Origin of the sequence: Pseudomonas sp. CDFA 610, from assembly GCF_021147865.1 — a bacterium.
GTDB lineage: Bacteria > Pseudomonadota > Gammaproteobacteria > Pseudomonadales > Pseudomonadaceae > Aquipseudomonas > Aquipseudomonas alliivorans.
In genome coordinates this window covers 170,547-195,166 of the sequence record NZ_JAGTPM010000013.1, presented here as the reverse complement: position 1 = coordinate 195,166, position 24,620 = coordinate 170,547, and the positions used below count along the sequence as shown (strand labels likewise).

At 61.4% G+C, this 24,620-nt stretch carries 23 protein-coding genes; 12 read left to right on the top strand and 11 right to left on the bottom strand.

The features are described from left to right. Positions 1-44 precede the first annotated feature (44 nt). Complete coding sequence (locus tag KDX39_RS23545) at positions 45-737, bottom strand: ArsR/SmtB family transcription factor (RefSeq protein ID WP_210071460.1); 693 nt, start codon at positions 735-737, stop codon at positions 45-47. Between the two features lie 456 nt (positions 738-1,193). Further along, entirely contained in the window at positions 1,194-2,099 is a 906-nt protein-coding gene (locus tag KDX39_RS23540; protein WP_099227032.1) for a LysR family transcriptional regulator, read from the bottom strand. A gap of 114 nt (positions 2,100-2,213) precedes the next feature. Here KDX39_RS23540 and KDX39_RS23535 point away from each other — a divergent pair, with 114 nt between their 5' ends. After that, entirely contained in the window at positions 2,214-3,227 is a 1,014-nt protein-coding gene (locus KDX39_RS23535) for a zinc-binding alcohol dehydrogenase family protein (protein ID WP_231661967.1), read from the top strand. Between the two features lie 57 nt (positions 3,228-3,284). On the opposite strand, the gene KDX39_RS23530 is transcribed toward KDX39_RS23535, so the two are convergent. Next, positions 3,285-4,481, bottom strand: coding sequence for a multidrug effflux MFS transporter (locus KDX39_RS23530; RefSeq protein ID WP_231661966.1), 1,197 nt, complete (start codon positions 4,479-4,481; stop codon positions 3,285-3,287). A gap of 234 nt (positions 4,482-4,715) precedes the next feature. Then, the gene (locus KDX39_RS23525; RefSeq protein ID WP_210043161.1) at positions 4,716-4,913 is read right to left on the bottom strand and encodes a heavy-metal-associated domain-containing protein; all 198 of its coding nucleotides are present in this window, start codon (positions 4,911-4,913) and stop codon (positions 4,716-4,718) included. Positions 4,914-5,058: 145 nt separating this feature from the next. Between KDX39_RS23525 and KDX39_RS23520 the strand changes: the two genes are divergently transcribed. The 3 genes from KDX39_RS23520 to cueR all read left to right on the top strand — a co-directional run bounded on the left by KDX39_RS23520 (position 5,059) and on the right by cueR (position 8,105). After that, on the top strand, positions 5,059-5,439 hold the full coding sequence (locus tag KDX39_RS23520) for a hypothetical protein (protein WP_099227036.1): 381 nt from the start codon (positions 5,059-5,061) through the stop codon (positions 5,437-5,439). A gap of 69 nt (positions 5,440-5,508) precedes the next feature. Further along, entirely contained in the window at positions 5,509-7,707 is a 2,199-nt protein-coding gene (locus KDX39_RS23515; RefSeq protein ID WP_231661965.1) for a heavy metal translocating P-type ATPase, read from the top strand. Then, positions 7,704-8,105: a Cu(I)-responsive transcriptional regulator gene (cueR, locus tag KDX39_RS23510; protein WP_231661964.1), complete on the top strand. Its 402-nt coding sequence runs from the start codon at positions 7,704-7,706 to the stop codon at positions 8,103-8,105. Before KDX39_RS23515 ends, cueR begins: the two co-directional genes overlap by 4 nt. 150 nt (positions 8,106-8,255) lie before the next feature. On the opposite strand, the gene KDX39_RS23505 is transcribed toward cueR, so the two are convergent. Together KDX39_RS23505 and KDX39_RS23500 are read right to left on the bottom strand one after the other, a co-directional pair. Beyond that, positions 8,256-9,152, bottom strand: coding sequence for a PA4780 family RIO1-like protein kinase (locus KDX39_RS23505; RefSeq protein ID WP_231661963.1), 897 nt, complete (start codon positions 9,150-9,152; stop codon positions 8,256-8,258). A gap of 209 nt (positions 9,153-9,361) precedes the next feature. Next, positions 9,362-10,165 carry an AraC family transcriptional regulator gene (locus KDX39_RS23500; RefSeq protein ID WP_231661962.1) on the bottom strand — a complete coding sequence of 268 codons (804 nt, stop codon included), beginning with the start codon at positions 10,163-10,165 and terminating at the stop codon, positions 9,362-9,364. An 85-nt stretch (positions 10,166-10,250) separates the two neighbouring features. On the opposite strand from KDX39_RS23500, the gene KDX39_RS23495 reads away from it, so the two are divergent. Next, positions 10,251-11,279 carry a bile acid:sodium symporter family protein gene (locus KDX39_RS23495; protein ID WP_210076611.1) on the top strand — a complete coding sequence of 343 codons (1,029 nt, stop codon included), beginning with the start codon at positions 10,251-10,253 and terminating at the stop codon, positions 11,277-11,279. A gap of 7 nt (positions 11,280-11,286) precedes the next feature. On the opposite strand, the gene KDX39_RS23490 is transcribed toward KDX39_RS23495, so the two are convergent. From KDX39_RS23490 to KDX39_RS23480, 3 genes are all read right to left on the bottom strand, one after another. Next, complete coding sequence (locus tag KDX39_RS23490) at positions 11,287-12,738, bottom strand: DUF726 domain-containing protein (RefSeq protein WP_231661991.1); 1,452 nt, start codon at positions 12,736-12,738, stop codon at positions 11,287-11,289. A 34-nt stretch (positions 12,739-12,772) separates the two neighbouring features. Beyond that, on the bottom strand, positions 12,773-13,051 hold the full coding sequence (locus KDX39_RS23485; protein ID WP_184323487.1) for a hypothetical protein: 279 nt from the start codon (positions 13,049-13,051) through the stop codon (positions 12,773-12,775). A 103-nt stretch (positions 13,052-13,154) separates the two neighbouring features. Further along, positions 13,155-14,432, bottom strand: coding sequence for an acetyl-CoA C-acetyltransferase (locus KDX39_RS23480; RefSeq protein WP_231661961.1), 1,278 nt, complete (start codon positions 14,430-14,432; stop codon positions 13,155-13,157). Between the two features lie 109 nt (positions 14,433-14,541). Between KDX39_RS23480 and KDX39_RS23475 the strand changes: the two genes are divergently transcribed. The 7 genes from KDX39_RS23475 to KDX39_RS23445 all read left to right on the top strand — a co-directional run bounded on the left by KDX39_RS23475 (position 14,542) and on the right by KDX39_RS23445 (position 21,392). Beyond that, positions 14,542-15,897, top strand: a complete 1,356-nt coding sequence (locus KDX39_RS23475) for a 3-oxoacyl-ACP reductase (protein WP_231661960.1) — start codon at positions 14,542-14,544, stop codon at positions 15,895-15,897. Between the two features lie 30 nt (positions 15,898-15,927). Beyond that, positions 15,928-16,785 carry a MaoC family dehydratase gene (locus tag KDX39_RS23470; protein WP_231661959.1) on the top strand — a complete coding sequence of 286 codons (858 nt, stop codon included), beginning with the start codon at positions 15,928-15,930 and terminating at the stop codon, positions 16,783-16,785. 136 nt (positions 16,786-16,921) lie between these two features. After that, on the top strand, positions 16,922-17,227 hold the full coding sequence (locus tag KDX39_RS23465) for a MazG-like family protein (protein WP_099227046.1): 306 nt from the start codon (positions 16,922-16,924) through the stop codon (positions 17,225-17,227). Beyond that, complete coding sequence (locus KDX39_RS23460) at positions 17,224-17,973, top strand: methyltransferase domain-containing protein (protein WP_231661958.1); 750 nt, start codon at positions 17,224-17,226, stop codon at positions 17,971-17,973. The genes KDX39_RS23465 and KDX39_RS23460 overlap by 4 nt, the downstream gene beginning before the upstream one ends. A gap of 20 nt (positions 17,974-17,993) precedes the next feature. Continuing rightward, entirely contained in the window at positions 17,994-18,617 is a 624-nt protein-coding gene (locus tag KDX39_RS23455) for a DUF4136 domain-containing protein (protein ID WP_099227167.1), read from the top strand. A gap of 19 nt (positions 18,618-18,636) precedes the next feature. After that, entirely contained in the window at positions 18,637-19,200 is a 564-nt protein-coding gene (locus KDX39_RS23450; RefSeq protein ID WP_210076605.1) for a DUF4136 domain-containing protein, read from the top strand. A 161-nt stretch (positions 19,201-19,361) separates the two neighbouring features. After that, positions 19,362-21,392: a pilus assembly protein TadG-related protein gene (locus tag KDX39_RS23445; protein ID WP_231661957.1), complete on the top strand. Its 2,031-nt coding sequence runs from the start codon at positions 19,362-19,364 to the stop codon at positions 21,390-21,392. On the opposite strand, the gene KDX39_RS23440 is transcribed toward KDX39_RS23445, so the two are convergent. Continuing rightward, positions 21,389-24,157, bottom strand: a complete 2,769-nt coding sequence (locus KDX39_RS23440; RefSeq protein WP_231661956.1) for a PAS domain-containing sensor histidine kinase — start codon at positions 24,155-24,157, stop codon at positions 21,389-21,391. The two genes, KDX39_RS23445 and KDX39_RS23440, sit on opposite strands and share 4 nt — an antisense overlap. Further along, positions 24,147-24,602, bottom strand: a complete 456-nt coding sequence (locus KDX39_RS23435) for a TadE/TadG family type IV pilus assembly protein (protein WP_231661955.1) — start codon at positions 24,600-24,602, stop codon at positions 24,147-24,149. Before KDX39_RS23435 ends, KDX39_RS23440 begins: the two co-directional genes overlap by 11 nt. Positions 24,603-24,620 lie beyond the last annotated feature (18 nt).

The window sequence follows — 24,620 nt, the reverse complement described above, 5'->3', positions numbered from 1 at the left end:
GGACGCGCCGCGTCCCAATGGGTCTGACCACACGGTGCTTGAGTTCACGCCGCCGACGCGATCTTGCTGATCTCTCGCTGCCCGCTCGACGAGACCTGCAAGGTGCTGGATTCTTCGGTCGTGCGCAGCCAGCCCATCTGGATGAACAACTGCAGCAGCCCTGCGCCCAGCGCACCCCCCAGGTGCGGGCTGCGTTCGCTCCAGTTTGCACAGGCGCAAACGGTTTCGCGTTTGCGCTGGGCCAGCGCCGGAATGTAGATACCGCGCTCGGCAAACTTGGCGATACCCTTGCTCGTGACTTCGATGCGTTTTTCCTGCTGCTCTATCCACCCTGCCCCCAACAGACGCTGATAAAGCTCGGCCGCCATTTCACCCCCCAAGTGATCACAACAGATCCGCGCGCGACGTAAAGGCAAGGTGGGCATGGGTTGAGCGACGCTGCGGCTGATCTGCTCGGCACTGACCAGCGATGCACTGGCCAGCGCCTCGACCGCCGCACCGACCTCGGGCGCCGCCAGTCGAAAGAAGCGCTTGCGACCCCGCGCTTCCTGCTTCAACAGACCGCCATTGGCCAGCCGCGCCAGATGCGCGCCAGCCGAAGAGGTCGAGAGGCCCGCCAGCAGTGCCAGTTCATCGGCGGGGCGAGCAGTACCATCCATCAGTGCCCAAATCATTGCGCTGCGCTTGGGGTCGGCCAGCAATGTCGCAATCTGGCTGATGCAAGGTGCATATTCCATGTGTTCACTCCCTGTTGAAACATTCATCTAGTGCGATGACATATTGACAGCAATCACGCCTCAGTAAAGTTGAACGCGCATCCAACTTGAAATGACAAGTATAAACTCTACGCCCCACAAGCCGATTGGCTAAACCTCTTGTAGTCCGAGCCGCCGTCATGTTCTTGCGTATTACACCGGGCGACAAAAGCACGACTGCAGAACTCTTCCAAAGCGGCCTGTCGCTGAAAAACCGCTCTGCACAAGGGACTTGGGGCATGCGGTGAGATTGATCGCCTTGAACACAGGCGAAGATCCAGCCGAGAAAACTGCAGATCCGTTCAATAAGCGCCGAGTTTAAAAACGCTGAAAATGGAAGAACCTTGCACAGTGGGAATGTATTTAAACATTATATTTTCCGAAACTTCCGTAGGCTCATTCTTCTGCTTTTGTAGCCGTATAAACCATGAACGGTTCTTATTGGCTTACAGCATGTTGCCTGCATCGCGTGCGAAGCATTTCCAGAAGCAGATTGACCGGTTTGCTCAGTTGAGCACGATGCGCGCACAGCAGATTCAAGGGCGCCAGTTCGCCCTTCAAATGGGGCATCAATACCTGCAGTCGTCCAGCCCTGACATCGGCGGCGACATCCAGCCAGGACTTGTACGCTACGCCCTCCCCGGCCACCGCCCAGCGTCGCACCACATCAGCATCGTCGCTGAATCGGTTGCCTTTTACAGTCAGGCTCATTTCCCGCTTGCCGTCCTCGAAAGCCCAACGGTCATGAACCCGATCGCCCAGCATGTACAGCAGGCAGTTGTGCTGAGCCAGCTGTTCGATCTGCTGCGGCTGGCCATGACGCTTCAGGTAATCGGGGGCCGCGCAAAGAACACGTCGATTACCCGGCAGGACCGGCAACGCGACCAGTGTCGAATCTTCCGGCTCACCGTAACGCAGGGCCACGTCCACCGGCTGACGGAACAGATCGGCGATACGGTCCCCCAATAGCAGCCGCACAGTCAGTTGCGGATGTTGCTGCTGAAACGCATCCAGCCAGGGCAGCAGCACATTACGCCCCAGATCCGAAGGCGCCGACAGCTGCAAGACGCCCTCGCAACGATCCTGACTGCTGGCCAGCAGACGCTGACCTTCCTCAAGGCTGCCCAGCGCAGCGCGGGCATAGTCGAGAAAGCCTTCGCCTTCGGCCGTCAGACGCAGACTGCGGGTCGAGCGCGCCAACAGCCGAGCGCCCACCTGCTGCTCGACCCGTTTGAGCGCCGCGCTGGCAACGGCCGCCGACATGTCCATGACCCGAGCAGCCGCAGACAGACTGCCCAGGTCAGCAGCCCGGACGAATAATTGCAGGTCATCGAAACGCAGCATCCGAGCGCCTTATTATCAAAGATATATTGAAAGAGCCTGCCGTTTTAGCGGGTTTTATCTTTCCGGGAAATAGCCAATGATCCGTTCATCACTTTTCCAACCGAGGACCCCTTCATGAAAGCCGTCGCTTATTACCAGTCACTGCCCATCAGCCACCCTGAATCCCTGCAGAACGTCCAACTGCCCGAGCCGGTTGCCGGGTCGCGAGATGTGCTGGTCGAGGTCAAGGCGATCTCCGTCAATCCGGTGGATACCAAGATTCGCCAGAACGTCGCACCCGAGAACGGAGACGCCAAAGTGCTGGGCTGGGACGTCGCAGGTGTGGTCAAGGCCGTCGGCAGCGACGTCACGCTCTTTCAGCCAGGCGACAAGGTTTACTACGCAGGCTCGTTGATCCGTCCTGGTGCCAACAGTGAGTTGCACGTGGTGGACGAGCGTATCGTCGGCCACATGCCCAAGTCGCTGAGCTTTGCTCACGCCGCAGCCTTGCCGCTCACGGCCATCACCGCCTGGGAGCTGTTGTTCGAGCGTTTACAGATCGCCCAGGGCAAGGGTGAAAGCGGACAGAGTCTTCTGATTGTCGGCGCGGCCGGTGGCGTGGGTTCTATCCTGACCCAGCTGGCGCGGCAGTTGACCGCCCTGAAAGTCATCGGCACCGCCTCACGCGCCGAGACCGAAAGCTGGGTGCGTGAACTGGGTGCCCATGAAGTGCTGGATCACAGCAAACCGCTGAGTGAAGAACTCAAGCGCGTCGGCATCCATGCTGTCACGCACGTCGCCAGCCTGACCCAGACCGAACAGCACCTCGATCAACTGGTCGAAGCGCTCAAGCCTCAGGGCAAGCTGGGCCTGATCGACGACCCCAAGTCGCTGGATGTGTCCAAGCTCAAGCGCAAGAGCCTGTCGCTGCACTGGGAGTTCATGTACACCCGTTCGATGTTCGAGACCGACGACATCATCGAGCAGCACAACCTGCTCAATCGCGTCGCCGAACTGGTGGATGCCGGGACGCTGAAGACCACGTTCGGCGAACACTTCGGCACCATAAACGCTGAAAACCTGCGTCGCGCCCACGAACTGCTGGAAAGCGGCAAGGCCAAGGGCAAGATCGTGCTTGAAGGGTTCTGAAGCAAGGGCGCTCGGCGTTGTGTCGGTCATTGCGACAGACACAACGCCTTACTTTGATCAGGCTGACGCGACCTGCGCGTCACGTCTGGCCTGCAGGCGGCGCGTGTACACCGACGCACCGACCGACAGCACGCCGCACAGGCTGATAACCAGCGCCATGGGCGTGGCGGTGCCGTCATGCAGCACGCCGACCAGACTCGCGGCAGCCGCCGCTACACTGAATTGCAGACAGCCCAGCAACGCTGATGCGCTGCCCGCTCGCGCCCACTGACCGTTCATGGCGCAGGCCGACGCATTGGGAATGATGCAGCCCAGACTCGCGACACAGACGAACAACGGCACCAGCAGCGGCCAGAGCGCCTCAGTGCGCAAGCTGGTGATACCGAGCAGCACCAGACCGGCAGCCAGATAGATCCATACCGTGCGTGTCAGCAGGAACGCCGGACCGGTCTTGCGCAAGATACGCGCGTTGATCTGTGCCACCGCAATGAAGCCCGCCGCATTCATCCCGAACAGCCAGCCGTAATGCTCGGCTGGCACTCCGTACAGCTTGATGAACACGAACGGCGAGCCGGCCACGTAAGCGAACATGCCCGCCATGGCGATACCGCCCGTGAGCGCATGGCCAATAAAGACGCGATCCGTCAGCAGCCGTCCGTATTGCCGCAAGGCACCGCGCAACGGCTGGCGCGGGGTGGTGGCCGGCATGCTTTCGGGCAAACCCAGCGCGACGGCGGTCAGACACAACGCGCTGAAGAGCGTCAGGCTGATGAAGATCGACTGCCAGCCAAATGCATTGACCAGTCCCCCGCCCAGCATCGGCGCCAGAATCGGTGCCAGGCCCATGACCAGCATCAGCTGCGAGAACACCTTGGCCGATTCCACGGCATTGCATTTGTCGCTGACGATCGCCCGAGACAACACCATCCCCGCGCAACCGCCCAGCGCCTGCACGAAACGGGCAGCGATCAGCCACTCAAGGCTTGGCGCGAAGGCACAGGCCACCGAGGCCAGTGTGAACAGGCTGACGCCCACCAGCATGGGAAGGCGTCGTCCAAACCGGTCAGCCACCGGTCCATAAGCCAGCTGGCCCAACGACAGGCCAAGGAAATACGCTGCCAGAGTCAACTGGACGTGTTTCTCATCAGTGGCGAAGTACGAAGCGATGGCCGGGAAGCCAGGCAGATAGAAATCGATGGCCAACGGGCCAAAAGCGCTCAATGCGCCAAGAATCAGGATTGTGCGTAAATTCATCGGGCGTCCATAGCGATGCAGAGCAGCCGGTCAGTTTAACCGGCTTACTCTGCAGAGGACGGAATGCGGGGAAATTAATTCAAGATTTTTCCGTCAGGGATAACTGACATAAGGGATAGCTGACCTCCATTGATTCGGGCAAAACGTGTTATGACCCACAGCACGCGAACAGAGGACGTCCTCATCACGTCCTCCGGCAGATGCAGACGTGCGTGTATGTCAGTCAATGACTGATCAGGCCAGTTGCGCCTGATAACCTTCTTCGCCAATCAGCCTGATAATGTGTTCGGCACTCAGCGTGCTCGCTACCTTGACCTGCTTGCTGGCCAGTTCAACCTGCACATCGGCGGTCGGATCTTCATTCTTGATGGCCTGGGTGACCGCCCGTACACAGTGCCCGCAAGTCATGCCTTGAACGTTGAATAATTGCATGTGCTGCTCCTTCGAGAGTGGATGACGGGCATCTTCAACCTTGTCATCGTGGCAAGGTCAAGTTTTTGTATTGTCTGCCGGGCTGGCGTTCGGCGTTGTCGTGAGCCAAGCTCCTTCATCGACGTTTACATCAGGAGTATCAGCAATGCGCTGGTCAGCAGTCAGCCTCTTCAGCATTCTCGGTCTGGTCGCCGCCGCACCCACCGTTCAGGCCGCTCAGGATTACGGCATCCTGATCATTTCCCGAGAGCGTCTGGAAGTGGCGACCTCCTGTGAAATCGGTATCTACATCCAGGATCAACTGGCCGGGCGACTGTTTCAGGAAGACTCAGTGTCGTTCAACCTGCCGGCCGGCCCGGTGTCTGTGCGCCTGCGCACGCTGCCGGGCAAAATCGTGGGCTGTGAACCGGGAATGGAAGCGCCAACCAACACCACCATCCAGATGCACGCCGGGGATATCCTCAAGTACCGCATCGCTACCAGCCTCAAAGGCATGTATCTCAAGAAAGCCGACCTCAACTATTGATTCGCGCTTGACCTTGCCCATGTGGCAAGGTTGATCCTTGCAGGCATACAGCCTCAGGGAGTGAACGAGATGCAAGACACCCTCACCTTCGACCTGCCCATCAGCGGCATGACCTGCGCCAGTTGCGCAGGCCGGGTCGAGCGTGCCCTGGCCAAGGTGCCGGGGGTCAACAGCGTGACGGTCAACCTGGCCAGCGAACGCGCCCACGTCCAGGCCGAGCCCCGGACAGATCCACAGACCTTGATCAGCGCCGTCAGCCATGCCGGTTACGGCGCGACCCTGCTGCGGGACGAACGCGTAGAGGCCGACCGCAAGGCCGGCAACCTGCACCGTGAACGCTGGGCATTGCTGCTGGCGATTGTGCTCGCGGTGCCGTTGGTCGTGCCAATGCTTCTCTCGCCGCTGGGCGTGCACTGGATGCTGCCCGCCTGGGCGCAGGCCGCGCTCGCCACACCGGTGCAATTCATCCTTGGCGCGCGTTTTTATGTGGCGGCCTGGAAAGCCTTGAGGTCGGGCGCGGGCAACATGGATTTGCTGGTCGCCATCGGCACCAGCGCCGGGTACGGCTTGAGCCTCTATCAATGGCTGACCGCTGCACCAGGCACCACGCCACATCTGTATTTCGAAGCCTCGGCCGTGGTCATCGCTCTGGTGCTGCTGGGCAAATATCTGGAGAGTCGCGCCAAACGCCAGACGGCCAGCGCGATTCGTGCCCTTGAAGCGCTGCGTCCGGATCGTGCACTTCGAGTGGTGGACGGCGTTGAACAGGAAGTCGCCATCAGCGACCTGCGTCTGGAAGACCGCGTACTGGTCAAACCGGGCGAGCGTTTTCCGGTGGATGGCGATGTCATCGAAGGCCGAAGCCACGCCGACGAGGCCCTGATCACCGGTGAAAGCCTGCCGGTAGCAAAGGAGCCCGGCGACCGTGTGACCGGCGGGGCCATTAATGGCGAAGGCCGGTTGCTGGTCAGGACCACGGCGCTGGGCTCGGAAACGGTTCTGGCGCGCATCATTCGTCTGGTGGAAGACGCCCAGACCGGCAAGGCGCCGATTCAGCGACTGGTGGACCGGGTCAGCCAGGTGTTCGTGCCGGTCGTGCTGCTGATCGCCTTTTTCACCCTGGCGGGCTGGCTGCTGGCGGGCGCTTCGCTGGAAGTGGCGTTGATCAATGCCGTCACCGTGCTGGTGATCGCCTGCCCCTGTGCGCTGGGCCTGGCTACACCGACCGCGATAATGGCTGGCACCGGCGTCGCTGCGCGCCACGGCATTCTGATCAAGGACGCCGAGTCGCTGGAGCGTGCCCACGAGGTCACTGCCGTGGTCTTCGACAAGACCGGCACGCTGACCTCCGGTACGCCCCGGATCACCAACATGATTGCGCTGGAAGGCAATGAGGAACAGTTGCTGCAACGGGCTGGTGCCTTGCAGCGTGGCAGCGAGCATCCCCTGGCCAAAGCGGTACTGGATGTCTGTCAAGAATGGCAGTTGAAGCTGGACGAGATCGAAAACAGTCATGCGCTGAGCGGGCGGGGTATCGCAGGCACGGTTCAAGGTCGCGAGTTGGTATTGGGCAATCGACGTCTGCTGGACGAAAGCGGCCTGCCGATGGGGCATCTGGCGGAATCGGCGCGCATCTGGGAGGCTGAAGGGCGAACGCTGTCCTGGCTGATCGAACAGGCGCCCGTCCCGCACGTCATCGGCCTGTTCGCCTTCGGTGACTCGCTCAAGCCGGGAACGGACGAGGCGGTGCGTGAGCTCAATGCCCGTGGCATCACTAGCCACCTGCTGACCGGCGACAATCGCGGCAGCGCTCAGGTGGTCGCCAAAGCGCTGGGCATTCGCGACGTCCATGCCGAAGTCCTGCCGGCCGACAAGTCGGCAACCGTCATGCAGTTGAAAAGCCACAATGTCGTGGCGATGGTGGGCGACGGCATCAACGATGCGCCCGCTCTGGCCGCGGCCGATATCGGCATTGCGATGGGCAGCGGCACCGACGTCGCCATGCAGGCCGCCGGTATTACGCTGATGCGTGGCGACCCGCGTCTTGTGCCTGCCGCGCTGGACATCAGCCGCCGCACCTACGCCAAGATCCGGCAGAACCTGTTCTGGGCGTTTGTCTACAACCTGATCGGCATCCCGCTGGCAGCGTTCGGCTATCTCAATCCGGTGCTCGCCGGGGCGGCAATGGCGTTGTCCAGCGTGAGCGTTGTGAGCAATGCCCTGCTGCTCAAGACCTGGAAACCCAAAGACCCGGGAGACACGCCATGAACATCGGCCAGGCAGCCGGAAAAAGCGGCCTCAGCGCCAAGATGATCCGCTACTACGAATCCATCGGCCTGTTGCCGGCGGCGCATCGCAGCGACAGCGGCTATCGAATTTACAGCCCGGAAGACCTGCACACTCTGGCGTTCATCAAGCGCTCGCGGGATCTGGGCTTTTCGCTGGAGGAAGTCGGCAAGCTGCTGACCCTGTGGCAGGACCGCCAGCGCGCCAGTGCCGATGTCAAAGCCCTCGCCCGCCAGCACATCGTCGAGCTGAATCGCAAGATCGACGAACTCGCCGGGCTGCGCAACACCCTTCAGGACCTGGTGGAACACTGCCAGGGTAACGACCGCCCCGACTGCCCGATCCTCAAGGACCTGGCGTCAGGTGGGTGTTGTTCGTGATGTGACGCAGCGCGTCACGGAATGCATGCCCACGCTGAGCATGGGCAGGATCGACGTGCTTGAGGTCTATGAGAGCGTTCACACGCTCTCGGGTGGTAGCGCCGCCCAGAATGCTCCGCGTTCGCTTTCAGGCTGACGCGGAGTTGTCTGTCACTGCAACCAGGGCGGCGGCGGTTCTTCGGTGGATTTGCTCGGCGGGGCATCATCGGCAGCGCGAGCGGCCTGGCGACGGGCTTCGTCCAGACGGGCAGCTTCGATTTCGCGCAGCACGCCGCCTACATCGGCTTCGTCCTCCGGCTCGTCGAATTCACCGGTCAACACGGTCGCAGGCGATAACGTACCGGCCTCGTAATACGACCACATTTCCTTGGCGTACTTGGTCTTTCTGAGTTCCGGCGCAAAACGGCCGAAATACAAGGCCATGTTGCCGACATCGCGTTCAAGCATGCTGAACGCATGGTTGTTGCCCGCCGCATCCACCGCCTGCGGCAGATCGATGATGACCGGACCGCTTGGCGCCAGCAGCACGTTGAACTCGGAAAGGTCACCGTGCACCAGACCGGCACACAGCATCAGCACGATCTGTTCGATAAGGAACGCGTGGTACTCGCGCGCCTGATCCGGTTCCAGCACCACGTCGTTCAGACGCGGCGCGGCATCGCCATACTCGTCGGCCACCAGTTCCATGAGCAGCACGCCTTCGAGAAAGTCATACGGCTTGGGCACTCGCACGCCCGCACTGGCCAGACGGAACAGCGCTGCCACTTCGGCGTTCTGCCACGCATCCTCGGTTTCTTTACGGCCGAACTTCGAACCCTTGGCCATCGCCCGGGCCTGTCGGCTGTTGCGTACCTTGCGGCCTTCCTGATACTCGGCCGCCTGACGGAAACTGCGTTTGTTCGCCTCCTTGTAAACCTTGGCACACCGCAGCTCTTTGCCGCAGCGCACCACATAAACAGCTGCCTCTTTACCACTCATGAGTGGGCGCAGCACCTCGTCGACCAGACCGTCTTCGATCAGGGGTTCAATGCGTTTAGGAGTTTTCATCAGCTTTTATTGTGGGTCCTTTGTGGCCAGATACGCGATTGTTGCCGTTATACGGCAATCCTCCGCCAGCGAGTAGAGGGAAAGTCTTTTGAATTGCGCGGATTACTGCCGTAAATCCACGCAACGCCCCGGTTTCAAGCACCTTTCGTGCCGCGTGGCGCGGCAAAGATAATGCGCAGCAAAACGTGTATCGCTTGAAAAGGGCTGCACTATTTGAAGAGCTCGCCAGGCGTATGACCGAACAGCCCTTTGAAAGCGGCAATGAAAGCGGAGGTCGAATCGTAGCCACATGCGAGCGCCGCGCTGGTCACGCTGCTACCCCCTTCCAGAGCATTCAAGGATGACAACAGCCGCGCTCGCTGACGCCAGCCACGAAAGCTCAGTCCCGTTTCACGCTGAAACAGGCGCATCAGGGTTTTCTCCGAGGTGCCCAGACGTCCGGCCCAATCGTGCAACGAGATCAACTGATCAGGCGCCTCGATCAACTCATTGCACAACCCCAGCAGACGAGTGTGGCGAGGCAGTGGCAACGAAAAGCCGACCTCCGGCAGATGCGCCAACTGATCCAGCAACACCTGCACCAGACGCGATTCAGAGCTGTCGTGCTCGGGATAGCTCGCGGGCAGCAGGCAGAAATGCTTGATCAACTCACGCGCCAGCGGCGTGACCTCCAAAACGCGGCACCGCTCGGGTGCCCAGCGGGAGTCTTCACGGCGGATGTAGAGGCTGCGCATTTCGGCACGCATGGACGTCACCACCTCATGCTCCAGACCCGCCGGTATCCACACGCCCCATTGCGGGGGCGCGAAGAAGCTGCCCTCGGCCGTATGCACACCCAGAACCCCACTGATAGCGTAGGAAAACTGCACCCACTCATGACGGTGCAACGGTGTCCAGGAACCCGCACCCAGGCTTTCGGCACGCGCGTATACCGGGCGCGGCAGATCCGCAAGCGCCGGTATCTGGCGCTGCCCCTCAAGCGAGCGGCGGTCAATCTGTCCGTTGGAAGGCATGTTATGACCTTATGTCGCAAGACGGCTGTTGATCGACAGAGTAGCCTGCGCACATCTCTGTTTACAAAAGTGACCCGAGCGTTCGATGCAATCACTCAAACATTTCAAGCGCGTCGCCACCGACTGGTTCCTGTGGGGCATGGTGCTGGCCACAGTGCTGGCGTACTTCTTCCCAAGGTTCGGCGCGACCGGCGGCAGCATGCATGCCGAATACGTCATCAACATCGGTGTATTCGTGGTGTTCTTTCTGCACGGGGTCAATCTGTCCAGCGAGCAGATCAAAAAGGGCCTGAGCAACTGGCGACTGCATGTGATGATTCAGGCGTTCACCTTCGTGGTGTTCCCGGTCATCTGGCTGGCCTGCGACCAACTGCTTGGCTCGCATGTTCCGGCGCTGCTGATGCTGGGTTTCTTCTACCTGTGCGCCCTGCCCTCAACCATTTCCTCGTCCGTCGCCCTGACCGGCAGCGCGGGCGGCAACGTCCCGGCGGCGATTCTCAACGCCAGCATGTCCAGCGTGCTGGGGATTTTCATCACACCCTGGCTGGTCAGCCTGGCGGTCGGCAGTGGCGCGGGCGGGATCGATCTGGGTGACACGCTGTTGAACCTCAGCGCCCTGCTGTTGCTGCCACTGGTGCTGGGCCAGTTGCTGCGGCCATTGCTGGGCACGTTCTTCGCCCGTCACAAGAAATACACCAACATCATCGACAAGCTGGTGATACTGCTTCTGGTTTACGCAGCCTTCTGCAATTCGATGATTTCCGGAATGTGGCAGAGCCAGGGCAATAGCGTGATTCTGACTGCCTTCATCGGCACCGCCGTGCTGCTCGCGGTTATCTTGCTGATGACCACCCGCACTGCACGCCTGTTGAAATTCGATCACGCGGACAAGGTCGCTGCGGTGTTCTGCGCGACCAAAAAGTCACTGGCCGCCGGTGCGCCGATGGCTGCGTTGATTTTCGGCAGCAATCCCGGGCTGGGCCTGATTCTGCTGCCGATCATGATCTACCACCCGATGCAACTGATCGTGTGTTCGGTCATCGCCGAAAATTACGCCAACCGTCATCGCCAGCAATTGTCGGAAGCGGCGCTGGAGGAAGCGCGGGCCGCATGAGGACGCGCTACATCAGCGCGTCGTCGTCGAGGGTCACGCGCGCGTAAAACACGATCGCTACGGTCGGGATCAGCGCGGAATAACCGGGTTTGAGCGCCGTACTGAAGCGCGTCAACACGCGCTGAACAGGAGCCTGACGAATCGCCGCCAGCAGACCCTTCAATGAACCGGGCCGACGCTCGGGCGGTTCAAGGGTGGCGACTGAACGGCTCGCCGATTCAACGGGCAGGCCCTCGCTGCCTGCGGGCTTGAAGATCGACCCTACCGTCAGACGTTCGGCAAGGGTATCGACATGCCGGGCGTACACATCCCACGGCATCGCCCTGACGCTGGCGAGCGGCATCTCCGCCAGCGGGTGTGCGGCGGTGAAGGCATGTTGAAAGAAGGTTTTGAGCAACAACTCTTCGACTTCGACCACGGTGGCGCAATGATGCAACGCATCGCCCAGATCGTATTGCCGCGCCAGCATGCCGAGTACGCGGGTATACGAGATGCCGCGACGGCGCGCCGCGTTGACCACACAGTGACCGGCGACCAGCTGGAATTCGCGGACGAAGGCGTAGGTGCGGTCTTCTTCCGAGTCCTTGAGCTGCGTCCAGCGACTGGTGCGCAAGTGCCTTATCGCCGCGTCCAGCAGATGATCCGGTGAGCGGGCCAGCACGCTGTGCAGATAGGTGTCCTGCAATACCGGGTCCTGATTCGTCAGTTGCAACGCGACATCGTCCAGATCCATGCCTTCGCAGCCGCTGAAACAAGTAGCAATCAGTACCTCCTGCAGACGGTTCCAGTAATGGTGGTGGCGATATCCCTGCATGTAGACGTTCTCGAAGTGCTCGACCGGCCCGCGCCCCAGACTCTTCTCGCCCAGATTGAGCAACAGCACATGGTCTTCGCTGGACCAGGCGTTGATCAACCGTCCGGATATACGCCGCTTGAGGACCCTGGCGTCGTCCGCTGAAATACGCACCGCCGCGGCCATGAGCAGCACATCGCCGATCACCAGGCCGTGCTCGGGCGGCCGGTCCAGCCCCTTGAGCGCACTGATCAGCAGCCGTCCGCCCAGCGAATGGCCGATCAGGTTGACCCGCGTCACGTCCGGATGCTGTTCGAACAGGTAACGGTCCAGTTGCGCCAGCAGCACCTTGCCCATGGCTTCGGCGCGGGAGCGGATGCGTGAAAAGTGGTACGCGCGATCCCCTGCCAGCGCAGCGGCACCGGCCAGCGGGTGCATACGGGCGGCGGCCACCAACAGGCCACGGGAGCGATTGTCCATTTGCGTGAAATGGCTCGATGGCCAGAACGCCAGAATGTTCACACTCTGACGCAGCGCCGCCGGAATGCTGTTGGCCAGCAGGCGTCGATCATTGAGGTCGTGCCCCGACGAATAGCCATGAATGAAGATATTGGCAACGCTGCCCGAGGGTTTGGGCAACGTCAGAAACTTGAAATGATTGTCCACGTTGTCCTGTTTCGCCTGACCGTGGCGCTCCCGTTCAATTTCTGACAATGAACCGCTTGGCGATCAACATGATGAGCCGCAGGCAGAACGCCACACCGGTCAGCGAGATGACGACCTTGGCGACCAGAATGAAATAGTGTTCGACGTCTTCGGAGATCAGACCGATCAACAGGCCCATGCCGCCGATCAACAGACCGATCAGCACCAGCCCGATGTAAGGACGCAGCCAGCGGGATCTGGAACCCTTGTCGAACAGGTAAAGCAAGGTACCCACCAGAATCAGGAGTACCGCCACGCCAATAATGAGTCCCATCCTTCACCCGTCCATGCTGCAAAACCGTACAGGGCCTTGAAGCCCCGCAGTCGTCGATTATGCCGACGACCCCGGTCTATTGCCATCGGCGTGATGACGGGTGTCAGCGCTCCAGAATCGCCGTCACGCCCTGCCCGCCCGCTGCGCAGATGGAAATAAGCCCGCGCCCGCTGCCTGCGGCGTCCAGCAGTTTGGCCAGATTGGCGACGATCCGTCCGCCGGTCGCGGCGAACGGGTGACCGGCAGCCAGCGAGCTGCCTTTGACGTTCATCCTGCTGCGGTCAATGGCACCCAGCGGCGCATCCAGCCCCAGGCGCGTCTTGCAGTAATCGGCGTCTTCCCAGGCCTTGAGCGTGCACAACACCTGAGCCGCAAAGGCTTCGTGGATTTCGTAGTAATCGAAGTCCTGAAGCGTCAGACCATTACGGGCCAGCAGACGCGGCACGGCGTAGACAGGGGCCATCAGCAGGCCTTCCTCACCCCTGACGAAATCCACCGCTGCCGCTTCTCCATCACGCCAGTAAGCCAGCACCGGCAGACCGCGCTCCCTGGCCCATTCTTCGCTGGCCAACAGCACCACCGAGGCGCCGTCGGTCAGGGGCGTGGAGTTGCCCGCCGTCAAAGTGCCTCTGGCGCTGCGTTCAAAGGCTGACTTGAGACTCGCAAGTTTTTCCAGTGTCAGGTCGGGGCGCAAGTTGTTGTCGCGATTGAGCCCCAGATACGGGGTCATCAGGTCATCCTGCCAGCCCTCGGCATAGGCGGCAGCCATGTTCTGATGGCTTTCCAGCGCCAGTTGATCCTGAGGCGTACGCTCGATGCCCCAGTGCTGCGCCATCAATTCGCAATGCTGGCCCATCGACAAGCCGGTACGCGGCTCGCCATTGCGCGGCAGCTCCGGTTTGAGGTTGCGCGGACGCAACTGCATGAGCGCCTTTAGCTTGTCGCCCGTGCTCTTGCTGCGATTGACCTGCAACAGAATGCTGCGCAGGTCCTCGTTGACCCCGATCGGCGCATCGGATGTGGTATCCACGCCACCGGCGATGCCGCACTCGATCTGCCCGAGCGCGATCTTGTTGGCGACCAGCAACGCTGCTTCAAGCCCCGTACCGCAGGCCTGTTGAATATCATAGGCCGGGGTTTGCGCCGACAGCCGGGAGCCCAGAACGCATTCGCGGGTCAGGTTGAAGTCGCGGGAATGCTTGAGCACCGCGCCGGCCACCACTTCGCCCATGCGCAGCCCGTGCAGGTTGAAGCGTTCGATCAGGCCTTCCAGCGCTGCGGTGAGCATGTCCTGATTGCTGGCCGTGGCGTACGGACCATTGGAGCGGGCGAACGGAATACGATTGCCACCGACGATGGCGACCCGGCGAGTCTGCGTCATGGAAAACTTCCTTTCTTCAAACGGATGGATGAACAGCGTAGATGAGCAAGAACAAACTTCGTTCGGCTGTGGTCCATTCCTTTGAACCCCGACCCGAGGAGAGTGTTCCATGCCGTCAGATCGCTATATCGATTTCGCCAATTCCGACGTAGGCCGTCGCCTGGTGAAAGCCGTCGGTCTGCCGACTCCGACACGCCTGGAGCGCTGGCAGGCCGGACGCCTGCGGCCCATCGAAGGTACGCTGCTGATCAGCGCAGGCCCGCTGGCCGATCAGGTTCGAGGGTTTGCCCATCGCCTGACCGACTCGCTGTACAGCTTCGGCAGCGACATGCCCGGCGCAACCGCCTGGGTCGCCAACCAGGGTCCCAGGCTCAAGGCTGTGGTGTTTGATGCCAGTACGTTGTTAAGAACCGATCAGCTCAGGCAACTGCGCGATTTCTTCCAGCCTCTGCTGCGCTGTCTGGACACCTGCGCGCATGTGGTGATCCTCACCCGGTCGCCGCTAGCGCTTGAAGATCCGCTGGCTGCCAGCACCCAGCAGGCGATAGAAGGCTTCAGCCGTTCATTGGGTAAAGAGCTGCGCAACGGTTCGACCGTCAAACTGCTGCAGGTGGATGAAGGCGCCGAGGATCAACTGGAAGGCGCGCTGCGGTTCTTCCTGACGCCCAAGAGCGCGTTCATCTCCGGCCAGTTTCTGCATCTTACGCATTGCGCCTCGCAGGTACAGGACTGGAGCCGTCCGCTGGCCGGACGCAAGGCACTGGTAACGGGCGCGGCGCGGGGTATTGGCGCATCGATCGCCGAAACCCTGACCCGTGACGGCGCTCAGGTCATCCTGCTGGACGTGCCGCAGGCTCGCTCGGATCTGGAAGCGCTGGCCTCGCGCCTTGGCGGAAAAGCCCTGGCGCTGGACATCTGTGCTCCTGATGCGGCTGGCCAGTTACTGGAGCACCTGCAAGGTGGCATCGATATTCTGGTGCACAACGCAGGCATCACCCGCGACAAGACGCTGGTCAACATGCCCGAAGATTTCTGGGACTCGGTGCTGGCCGTCAACCTAAACGCGCCCCAAGTACTGACGCAGGCATTGCTGGATCACGGCGTCCTGAATGACAACGCCCGCGTGGTGCTCATGGCTTCGATCAGCGGCATCGCGGGTAATCGGGGTCAGACCAACTACACCACGAGCAAGGCCGGTCTGATCGGTTACGCACGCGCCATGGCGCCGGGCCTCAAATCCCGTGGCATCAGCATCAACGCGATTGCACCGGGCTTCATCGAAACCAAAATGACCGCTGAAATGCCTTTCACCCTGCGTGAAGCCGGCCGGCGCATGAGTTCGCTCGGTCAGGGCGGTTCGCCGCAGGATGTCGCCGAAGCCGTGGCCTGGTTCAGCCAGCCAGGCACCGGCTCGGTCAGCGGTCAGGTACTGCGTGTCTGTGGTCAAAGCGTGATCGGGGCGTAAGCCCCCGCATTGAGTTCAAGGAGAAGGATGATGACTGCCCACTGGCTCTATCTGGATGCATTGCAACCGCTTCCGAATCTGTTCTTTCAGGCAGCGCGGCGCCGCAAGGTCACGGGCACGCAACTGCCCGATCTGGGCTTGCGCAGCTGGGTATCGGTGGATGCCGAAAAGCTGGCGGCCTATCGCAAGGTCTGCGCCTTCCAGGACAGCAGTCTGTTGCCACCGACCTATCCCCATGTTCTGGCGTTTCCATTGCAAATGCAGTTGATGACCTCCAAGGACTTCCCATTCCCGCTGATGGGGCTGGTCCACATCGCCAACCGGATCAGCATCCATCGCCCGCTTGGCGGCATCAGCCAGCTGTACGTCAGCGTGCAGGCCACCGACCTGCGTCCGCATCGCAAGGGCGTGACCTTCAAGCTGGTGACGCATATCGAAGACAGCGTCGGTCTGCTCTGGGAAGAAGACAGCACCATGCTATGCACAGGGGTCAGACTGGACGGCGAGATGGACGAACACATCGAGCCGGGCTATCTACCTGTGATCGAGCACACCACCTGGCAGGCCTCGTCCCACATCGGGCGCGACTATGCGCGGGTGTCCGGCGACTACAACCCGATTCACCTGAGCGCGCCGAGCGCCAAGCTGTTCGGCTTCCCCCGCGCCATCGCCCACGGCATGTGGCTCAAGGCACGCACGCTTGCCGCGCTGAATGATCATTTGCCTGCCTCCAACGTCGACATCGCCGTGCAGTTCCAGAAGCCGGTGCGCCTGCCCAGCGATGTGAAGCTGTTCGCCAGCGCGGCCGGTTCTCATGGGCAACTGCGCCTCGAAGGTCAGCCGGATCTGGTTCACATGGTCGGGAGTTGGCAGCCTGCTGTGGAGTGATGAGAGCCTCCCGCTGCTTCACTCCCCACAAACAGCGTTTTCTTCAGCCTGTCGCTTGTCCAGGCTGAACAAATCCAAAAGCCTGCTTGCCTGCCAGCCGGTTCAGCCTGAAGCTATGCGCCTTCAGGAGAGCATGATGAACCTCGACGAATTGACCCAGCGGCTGCATCGCATCCGCGACCAGAACGACTGGAAACAATTTCACAGCCCCAAGAATCTGGCCATGGCTGCCAGTGTTGAAATGTCGGAGCTGGTAGAAATCTTCCAGTGGCTGCGTGAAGACCAGTCCCGCGAGCTGTCGCCTGACCAACTGGCCCACGCCGGGCAGGAAGTGGGCGACATCGTCCTCTATCTGTTGCTGTTGTGCAGCGAACTGGGGCTGGATATGGACGAAGTGGTGCGCAGCAAGCTGGCTGACAGCGAGCGGAGATTCGCCAAGTGAGCGACCGTCATTTCGATCAACTGGCTACCCGTTTTGCGGAAAAGATCTACGGTGGTGCCAAAGGCGCGATTCGTCTGGCAGTGCTGCAGGCGGATCTGGAAGAGGCGTTGCCGGAACGGCCGCTGCGCGTGCTGGACATCGGCGCAGGCCTGGGCCACATGTCATTGTGGCTGGCCGAGCGCGGTCATGAGGTGACATTGGCCGAACCCGCCGAACCGATGCTCGAAGGCGCTCGCCAGCGCTTCGCCGACGCCGGACAGACGGCGACCTTCATCCAGGCCCCCTGGCAGGCGCTACCCGAACTGCTGACCGATACTTACGATCTGGTGATCTGCCACGCCGTCCTGGAATGGCTGGCCGAGCCGCACACCATCCTGCCGGTGCTGCATCAGCTCACCAAAGCGGATGGCTGGCTGTCCCTGGCGTTTTACAACCGGGATGCGCTGATCTATCGCAACCTGCTCAAGGGCCACTTCCGCAAGATGCGCACGAATGACATGGCCGGTGAAAAGCAGAGTCTCACGCCACAGCAGCCACTCGACCCTCGGGAACTGGCGACGCAACTTGAAGGACAGTGGCGAGTCGAAACCCAGAGCGGTGTGCGTGTATTCCACGACTACATGCCGGTCGAGTTTCAGGCCAGGGCCGAGCTGACAGGTCTTTTGGAAATGGAGCTGGCGCACCGACGCCATCCGGCGTTCGCAGGTCTGGGTCGCTACCTGCACTGGATTTGCCGTCCGGTCTGACCTTTTTTGCGGAGAACATCATGAAGCACCGCCTCGCCTTGATCGTTCTGTTTCTGGCAACCGGCGCCTGCCAGAGCAACAATCCGTACGTCGCCAACTCGATGCCTATCCCGCCTGCCCCACCTCAGGCGGCGCAGACGCTGGACCTGAGCGCCTATCCTGCTCCGCCACGCGATTACGGACGCTATCAAAGCTGGGCGTGGCTCAACGGCCAGTTGCCGCCCGGCACCGCCTGGATGGATTCGGCGCAGGTCGCTGAAGCGGTAAGCACCGGTCTGGACCAGCGAGGCCTGCGCCCTGCCCGCAATACGCCTGCAGATCTGTACGTCAGCGCGGCAACCCGTCAGGAGACACGCCTGCGTCAGGTCCGTGAGGATTACGATCCGTATTACGGCGGCGGTCTGGGTTACGACGGCTATCGGCGCGGCTACGGCCCAGGCTATGGCGGTTACGCCAGCGTGCCAGTGGTGCGCACTTATCAGGAACGTGTGATGGTGGTGCAAATCAATCTGTTCGATGCCCGCACTGGGCAACCGGTCTGGAGCACCAGCGCCGACGCGCGCAGTGGTAATGATCTGTCAGACCGCAGCAAAGCGTTACGTCAGGCCGTGCAACAGGCGCTGACCGAATACCCCCCACGGTAACCCCTTTCGGAGCACTGCCATGTTTCGCCGCCTTGTGTTGTTGTCGTGCCTGCTGCTGATGACTGCGTGTCAGAACAACCAGGTCAATCGTGATTTCGACGCCCGGCGGGACTTCGGCGGCTATCGCAGTTGGGGCTGGAAAGAGCCCGGTGTGCAGTATCAGCCGGATGACCCGCGCCTCAAGAGCGACCTGACTGAACAGCGCATACGTCAATCGATCAGCGACCAACTCGACCAGCGCGGGCTGCGCATGGCGCCTGCCGGAGGGCATGCCGACCTGAAGGTTCAAGCCTGGCTGATCGTCGAGAACCGCCAGCAACTGGTCAGCACCAACTACGGCGCAGGCTTTGGCCCTTGGGGCGGCTACGGCTACTGGGGCGCGCCGATGAACACCGAAACCCGCAGCGTGGACTACAAGGTATCGACCTTGCAGATCGACCTGTTCGACGGCAAGGACGGCAAGCTGGTCTGGCGCGGCAGCACTGAACGCATCCTCGGCGACAACGCAGGCAACCCGAGCGACCGTGAAACCGCCGTCCGCGCGACCGTTGCGAAAATCCTGGAGCAGTATCCACCGCGCTAGCCGGCTCCATGACGATCGTGCCAACGTTCGTGCCGGGGCGCGTAGCGTTTAAAACGGTCAGCGATCCCGCACTGATGCGCATACGCCAGCACACCTCCAGCCCGTTGACTACACTCCCTGACAACAGGTGAGTGGGCGACGGCGATGCCGAAGGAGTGCTGATGTCTCCCCTGAATCGTTACGCCGCGATGCAGGATCGGCAACGTGGTGCAATTGGCCTGATGGCGGCGCTGACGCTGGTGCTGGCGTTGTTGTGCACGCTGACGGTCATCGACAGCGGCAGGCTGTACATGGAAAAACGCTCCCTGCAACGGATCGCCGACATTGCGGCGCTGGAAGCTGCCGGGCGCAAGGGCAACTGCGTGATGGGCGCGAGCGCTGCCAATTACGCCACTCAGAGCGCCATACGCAACGGTTTCACGCCGGGCAGCGATGGCCGCACGCTCGTCGCCACGTGCGGCACGTTGTCGGTGAATACCCAGAGCCGCAGAGTGTTTACCACGGACGCCACGCAGTCACAGGCCATTCAGGTCGTGGTCAGCCATCCTGTGCCGCGCAGCATCGCCGCCGGCATTGCTGCACTGCTTGACCGTTCACCGGAGTCACCCGACATTCAGCTCAGCGCCACCGCTGTCGCGGCCAGCGCGCCACCGCTGGCCGCACTGACCATTCGCAGTGCCGCCATGACAGTCGATAGCGCCAAGGCAGCGGTGCTCAACCCGATTGTCGGAGGGCTGCTGGGCGGGACACTGAATCTGGGGGTCGCCAACTGGCAAGGCCTCGTCAACACCGACCTGAACCTGCTCAACTACCTGAACCGGCTCAAGCTCGACCTGAACCTGACTGCGGTTGGTTACACACAAGTGCTCAACACCACAGTTTCCGTCAGCCAACTGGTTCAGAGCGCAATTAATGTGCTGGATCCCGGCGGTACGCTGAACGCCACCGCAGCCATCGCCGGTTTGCAGGCCATCAAGGCTGCGGCCGGGGCGACCACCGTTCTGCTGGGCGACTTGCTGGCCGTGCAAGGCAGCGCCGATATCGCAGCGCTGAATACCAACCTGCGGCTGCTGGATCTGGTGCAGGGCCTGGCGCAACTGGCCAATGACAAGAACGGCGTTTCAGCCGCCACACAGATCAACATACCGGGCCTGGCTCAGGTCACGACGCGCATTCAGGTCATCGAACCGCCGCAACTCTCCGCCATCGGCGATCCCGGCAGGATCGACCCGCTCAACCCCAAGACCGGTGCCAATCGCATTTACGTGAGAACGGCACAGATGCGTGCATTGGTATCCATCAACCTGCCGGTTCTGGGCACCATGACGTCACTGGCCAATACCGCAGGGTCGGTGGTTGGCAGTCTTACACCACTTCTCAACAGTGCCTTGAACCTTAATCTGGCGGGCGTGGTGACCTCGGCGACCTGCGCGCTGGGCCTGACCAGCTGTATGGTCTCGGATATAAAGTTTCTGGACAGCGGCACGCCAGCGACCGGCCCCAAAATAGACCTGAGTCTTTCGCTGGCCAGCGCCGACAGCTACATCACCGGCTATTCCTGCACCAGCAATACCATCAAGACCTTGACCGTCCACACCGATGCCGCACTGGTCACCGCCAAGCTGGGCCAGATAACAACTTCTTCTGCCTTCCCGGCCAGCACCGATCCATCAGCCGTCACGGCGATACCGCTGCCTGTGGTCGATATCGGCACCATGACCTGTCAAAAGGTATTGGGCCTTCTGGGCAACTGCACCACCCGCACGCCTTTCGGCGGCGGTGGCATCGGCCTCAGCTTCGATACGGTCAGCCAGTCTCCACTGGGAACGTCTGCCGTGACCACCACGACATTCAGCTCGCCCAACCTGCCGGAGATCAGCAGCCCGCCCTACTTTCTGACCAACACGACTTCGGTCAAACCCAGCACCGTTCTCGATGGTGTCGTCTCGGGCGTCAAGGTCGATGTCTACAAGCCCGCGACGAGCACCACGCTGGGCAATCTGATCACCGGCGCGGCTACCCTCCTGAGCAGCCTGACCAGCGCGCTGGATGTCATCGTCGAGAATACCCTCAAGCCTTTGTTGACCTCAGTCGTTGACCCGCTGTTGGCATCCCTTGGCGTGACACTGGCACCCGCCGATGTGGGTGCCAATCTGAGCTGCAATTTCGGCCAGGCCTATCTGGTGATCTAACCGGCATTGAAGATTGGCAGCTCGACACGAAACCGCGCGCCTTCGCCAACGTTGCTGACGCTCAACTGGCCTCCCATCTGATCGACGATGCCATAGCTGACCGACAACCCCAGCCCGGTGCCGACACCGACGGGCTTGGTGGTGAAGAACGGCTCGAAAATCCGCTCCAGCAAGCGCGGGTCGATACCGCCGCCATTGTCCTGTACGACGAGCCGGATGATGTTTTCGTCCCGCTCGACCTCGACACTGATCCAGGGCTCGAAATCGCGGTCCTTTTCGCGACGCGAAAGCAGGGCGTCCCGAGCATTGACCATCAGGTTGATCAGCACCTGCTCCAACTGATCGACATGCCCGCGCACCTGCACCGGCGCGCTCATCTCACCGATGCGCAGTTGCACGCCCTTGCCTTTCATCCCTTCTGCCAGCATCGAGACCGTGCCTTCCACCGCATGGGCCGGATCGAACAGTTGCTCCTCGATTTCCGAGCGCCGCCCGAATACGCGCATGTGATCGACCACCCGAGCGGCGCGCTGCACCTGTGTGTCGATGCGGTTGAGCTTTTCGGTGAGGTACTCGATATCCACATCACCTCTGCCCAGCCGCTTCAACACGTTGATCACCGCCATGCGCATGACATTGAGCGGCTGATTGATCTCGTGGGCCAGCCCGGTCGACATCTCGCCCAGCGTGGCCATCTTGGCGCTCTGATTCAGTTGCATGCGAGAACGGCGCACGTCCGTGTTATCGCGACCCACGGCCTGAATCTCGATCAGCCTGCCCTGCTCATCGAAAACCCCACGATCCGCCCAGATCCACCAGGCGTATTCACGGCCGGGCAATTCAATGCAGATTTCCTCCGTGCTCATCGGCTCTTCAGGCGTGAGCTGGCCGATACGGCGGATGAACGCCTCACGCTGCTCGTCGGACATCCAGTCGCCCAGATTGATGCCGGTCAGTTGCTCGGGCGTACATTCCATGTAGCTGGCCAACGGTTTGTTACCAAAGCTGAGCACCAGATCCGGCGTGTAGCGGCAGATCATCGCGGGCGAGTCCTCGACCAGAATCCGGTAACGCTCCTCGCTTTTGCGCACCTGTTCGGCGGCCAGCGTGGCCTCGGTCACGTCCAGCCACAGCCCGACCGCCTCGACCGGCATGCCGAGGTCGTCACGCAGCAGGCGGGCTTCGTCCAGCAGCCAATGGTAGCTGCCGCCCTTGTCGCGCAATCGATAGCGACGGCTGACGAACCCCTCACGCAACAACTGACGGCTACGCTCGAACCAGGTATCGCGGTCTTCAGGGTGAATGTATTCGGCGAGCTGCCCCTCGACACACTCGGCCAGAGTCCAGCCCAGCAACGGCGTCAGGCTGTCACTGAAAAAGCTCGGTTCAAGGTTGCCATGGTCATAGCGCTGCACGTAGATCACGGCGGGTGAACTGGCGATCAGATTATCCAGTCGCTTGTGCGCGGCAGCGGCATCGGTTTCCTGATTCTTGATATCGCTGACATCGAGCATGAAACCCAGCACACGCTGCACCTGCCCACTGATCAAGGCCTGACCCTGGATCCGGAACCACAGGGTCTCCTGGGCGGGATCGGCCTGAGCCAGGCGCACGCACAGCAGCATCGGCGTGCCTTTGTCACGCAACTGGCTCAGGCGACTGGTCAGCTCCTGACGGTCCGCCGGATGAATCAGTGCCAGCCAGTCCTGGCGCGACAGGCTTTCGACCCGGTCACCCAGGCGCAGGCTGCGCGCAAGCTGTGGTGCCAGCAGGATCTCGTCCGTGCCGGGCAGCAATTCCCACCAGCCGGTACCCAGCAGGTCCTGAAGCACGGCCAGACGCTCGACGTGATGGCGGTTGTGCTGCTCAGACAGCCTGAACAGTACCGGCCCGGCCAAGGCAGAACACAGGTTCAGCCACTCCCGCTCGCCCAGATCGGGCACCTGCCGTCCGGCATCGTAAAAGCCGAACAACAGCCAGGCCCTGGCCACGCCCTCACGGCTGTGTGGCATCAGAAAACCGTCGGCGTTGGCGAACACGCTTTGCAGCGATGTGGACGGCGAGCCCATACCAAACGACAGCTGGTGCGTGACGTTGGCATCAAGGGCGTCCAGTGCACTGCCCAGACGCTGGCCGGCCTGCCACAGCTCCGGCGCCGTGTGGGCGTTGTAGTGGCAATAGACCCGCCAGCCAGCGCCGCCGGCTTCCGGCAGGACCAGCGCCACGCAGGGTATGCGCCAGAGCTGCGCCAGTTCTTCGAGCTGTTCGGTAACGACGGCCTTGAGCCGGTCAACGTGGCACACACGCACACGCTCGGCGATCTGCCCGGCCACGCGCAGGCATTGCTGGCGGCTGCGGGCAGCACTGGCCTCTTCCATCAGGTCACTGATGTCCAGCAACTGCAGAAGCCAGTCCTTGCCGTGCGCCTTAACCCAGCCGCGTGCGTGCAAGGTGTGGGCGTCGGTACTCTTGAAGTCCAGGTCGAGCATATGCCCCAGCCATTCCTGCGGCACACCCTCGATGACCAGCGCGCTGTTGGGCAACAGCAGGCTCATCAGGCGTTGCGACGCAGCCATGGGTGCCGCGATACCCAGCCGCGAAGCCAGATGCGGGCTGATGCTCTGCACACGTCCGTCGTCGTCCAGCAACAGGTACAGATCAGCACCGATGGGATCAGGTTCGCTGATCAACGGCATGGGTTGCGGGGCGGAAGGTGCTTCGGCACGACCCAGCCAACGACTCAGACGACTTTTCTCAAGGGACAAGTTGCAGGCTCGCTTGGGCAGAGAGGTTAGTGGGCAGGCGAGGTATTTCTCCGATACCCGGCAGGGTCAGAAATGGCAGGATTTGCGCCAGTCTGGATTTTGGATAACTGATATTGGCCGTCAGCACACCGGCGGTGTAGGTCACCCGCACATTGGCATTGCTGAAACCCAGCGATGCGGGCATCCATGACAGATGGTTCATGACCACCGTCTCGGCCTGACTCACAATCAACTGGTTATAATTGACGGCCGTTGGACTCAACGCCACGCTGCGACGCACGGCTTCACTGGCAGCCGCATTGAAAGACTGCATCATCAACAGCGGCAGGCTGTAACTTACGACACCGTAGAACACGCCGAAAAAGATCACGAACACCACCGCAAACTCGATAGCGGCGGCGCCCCGTTGTCTGCGTGGCGAGGAAAGATGCGGGCTGGTTTTCATGTCAACGTCTACCCTGAC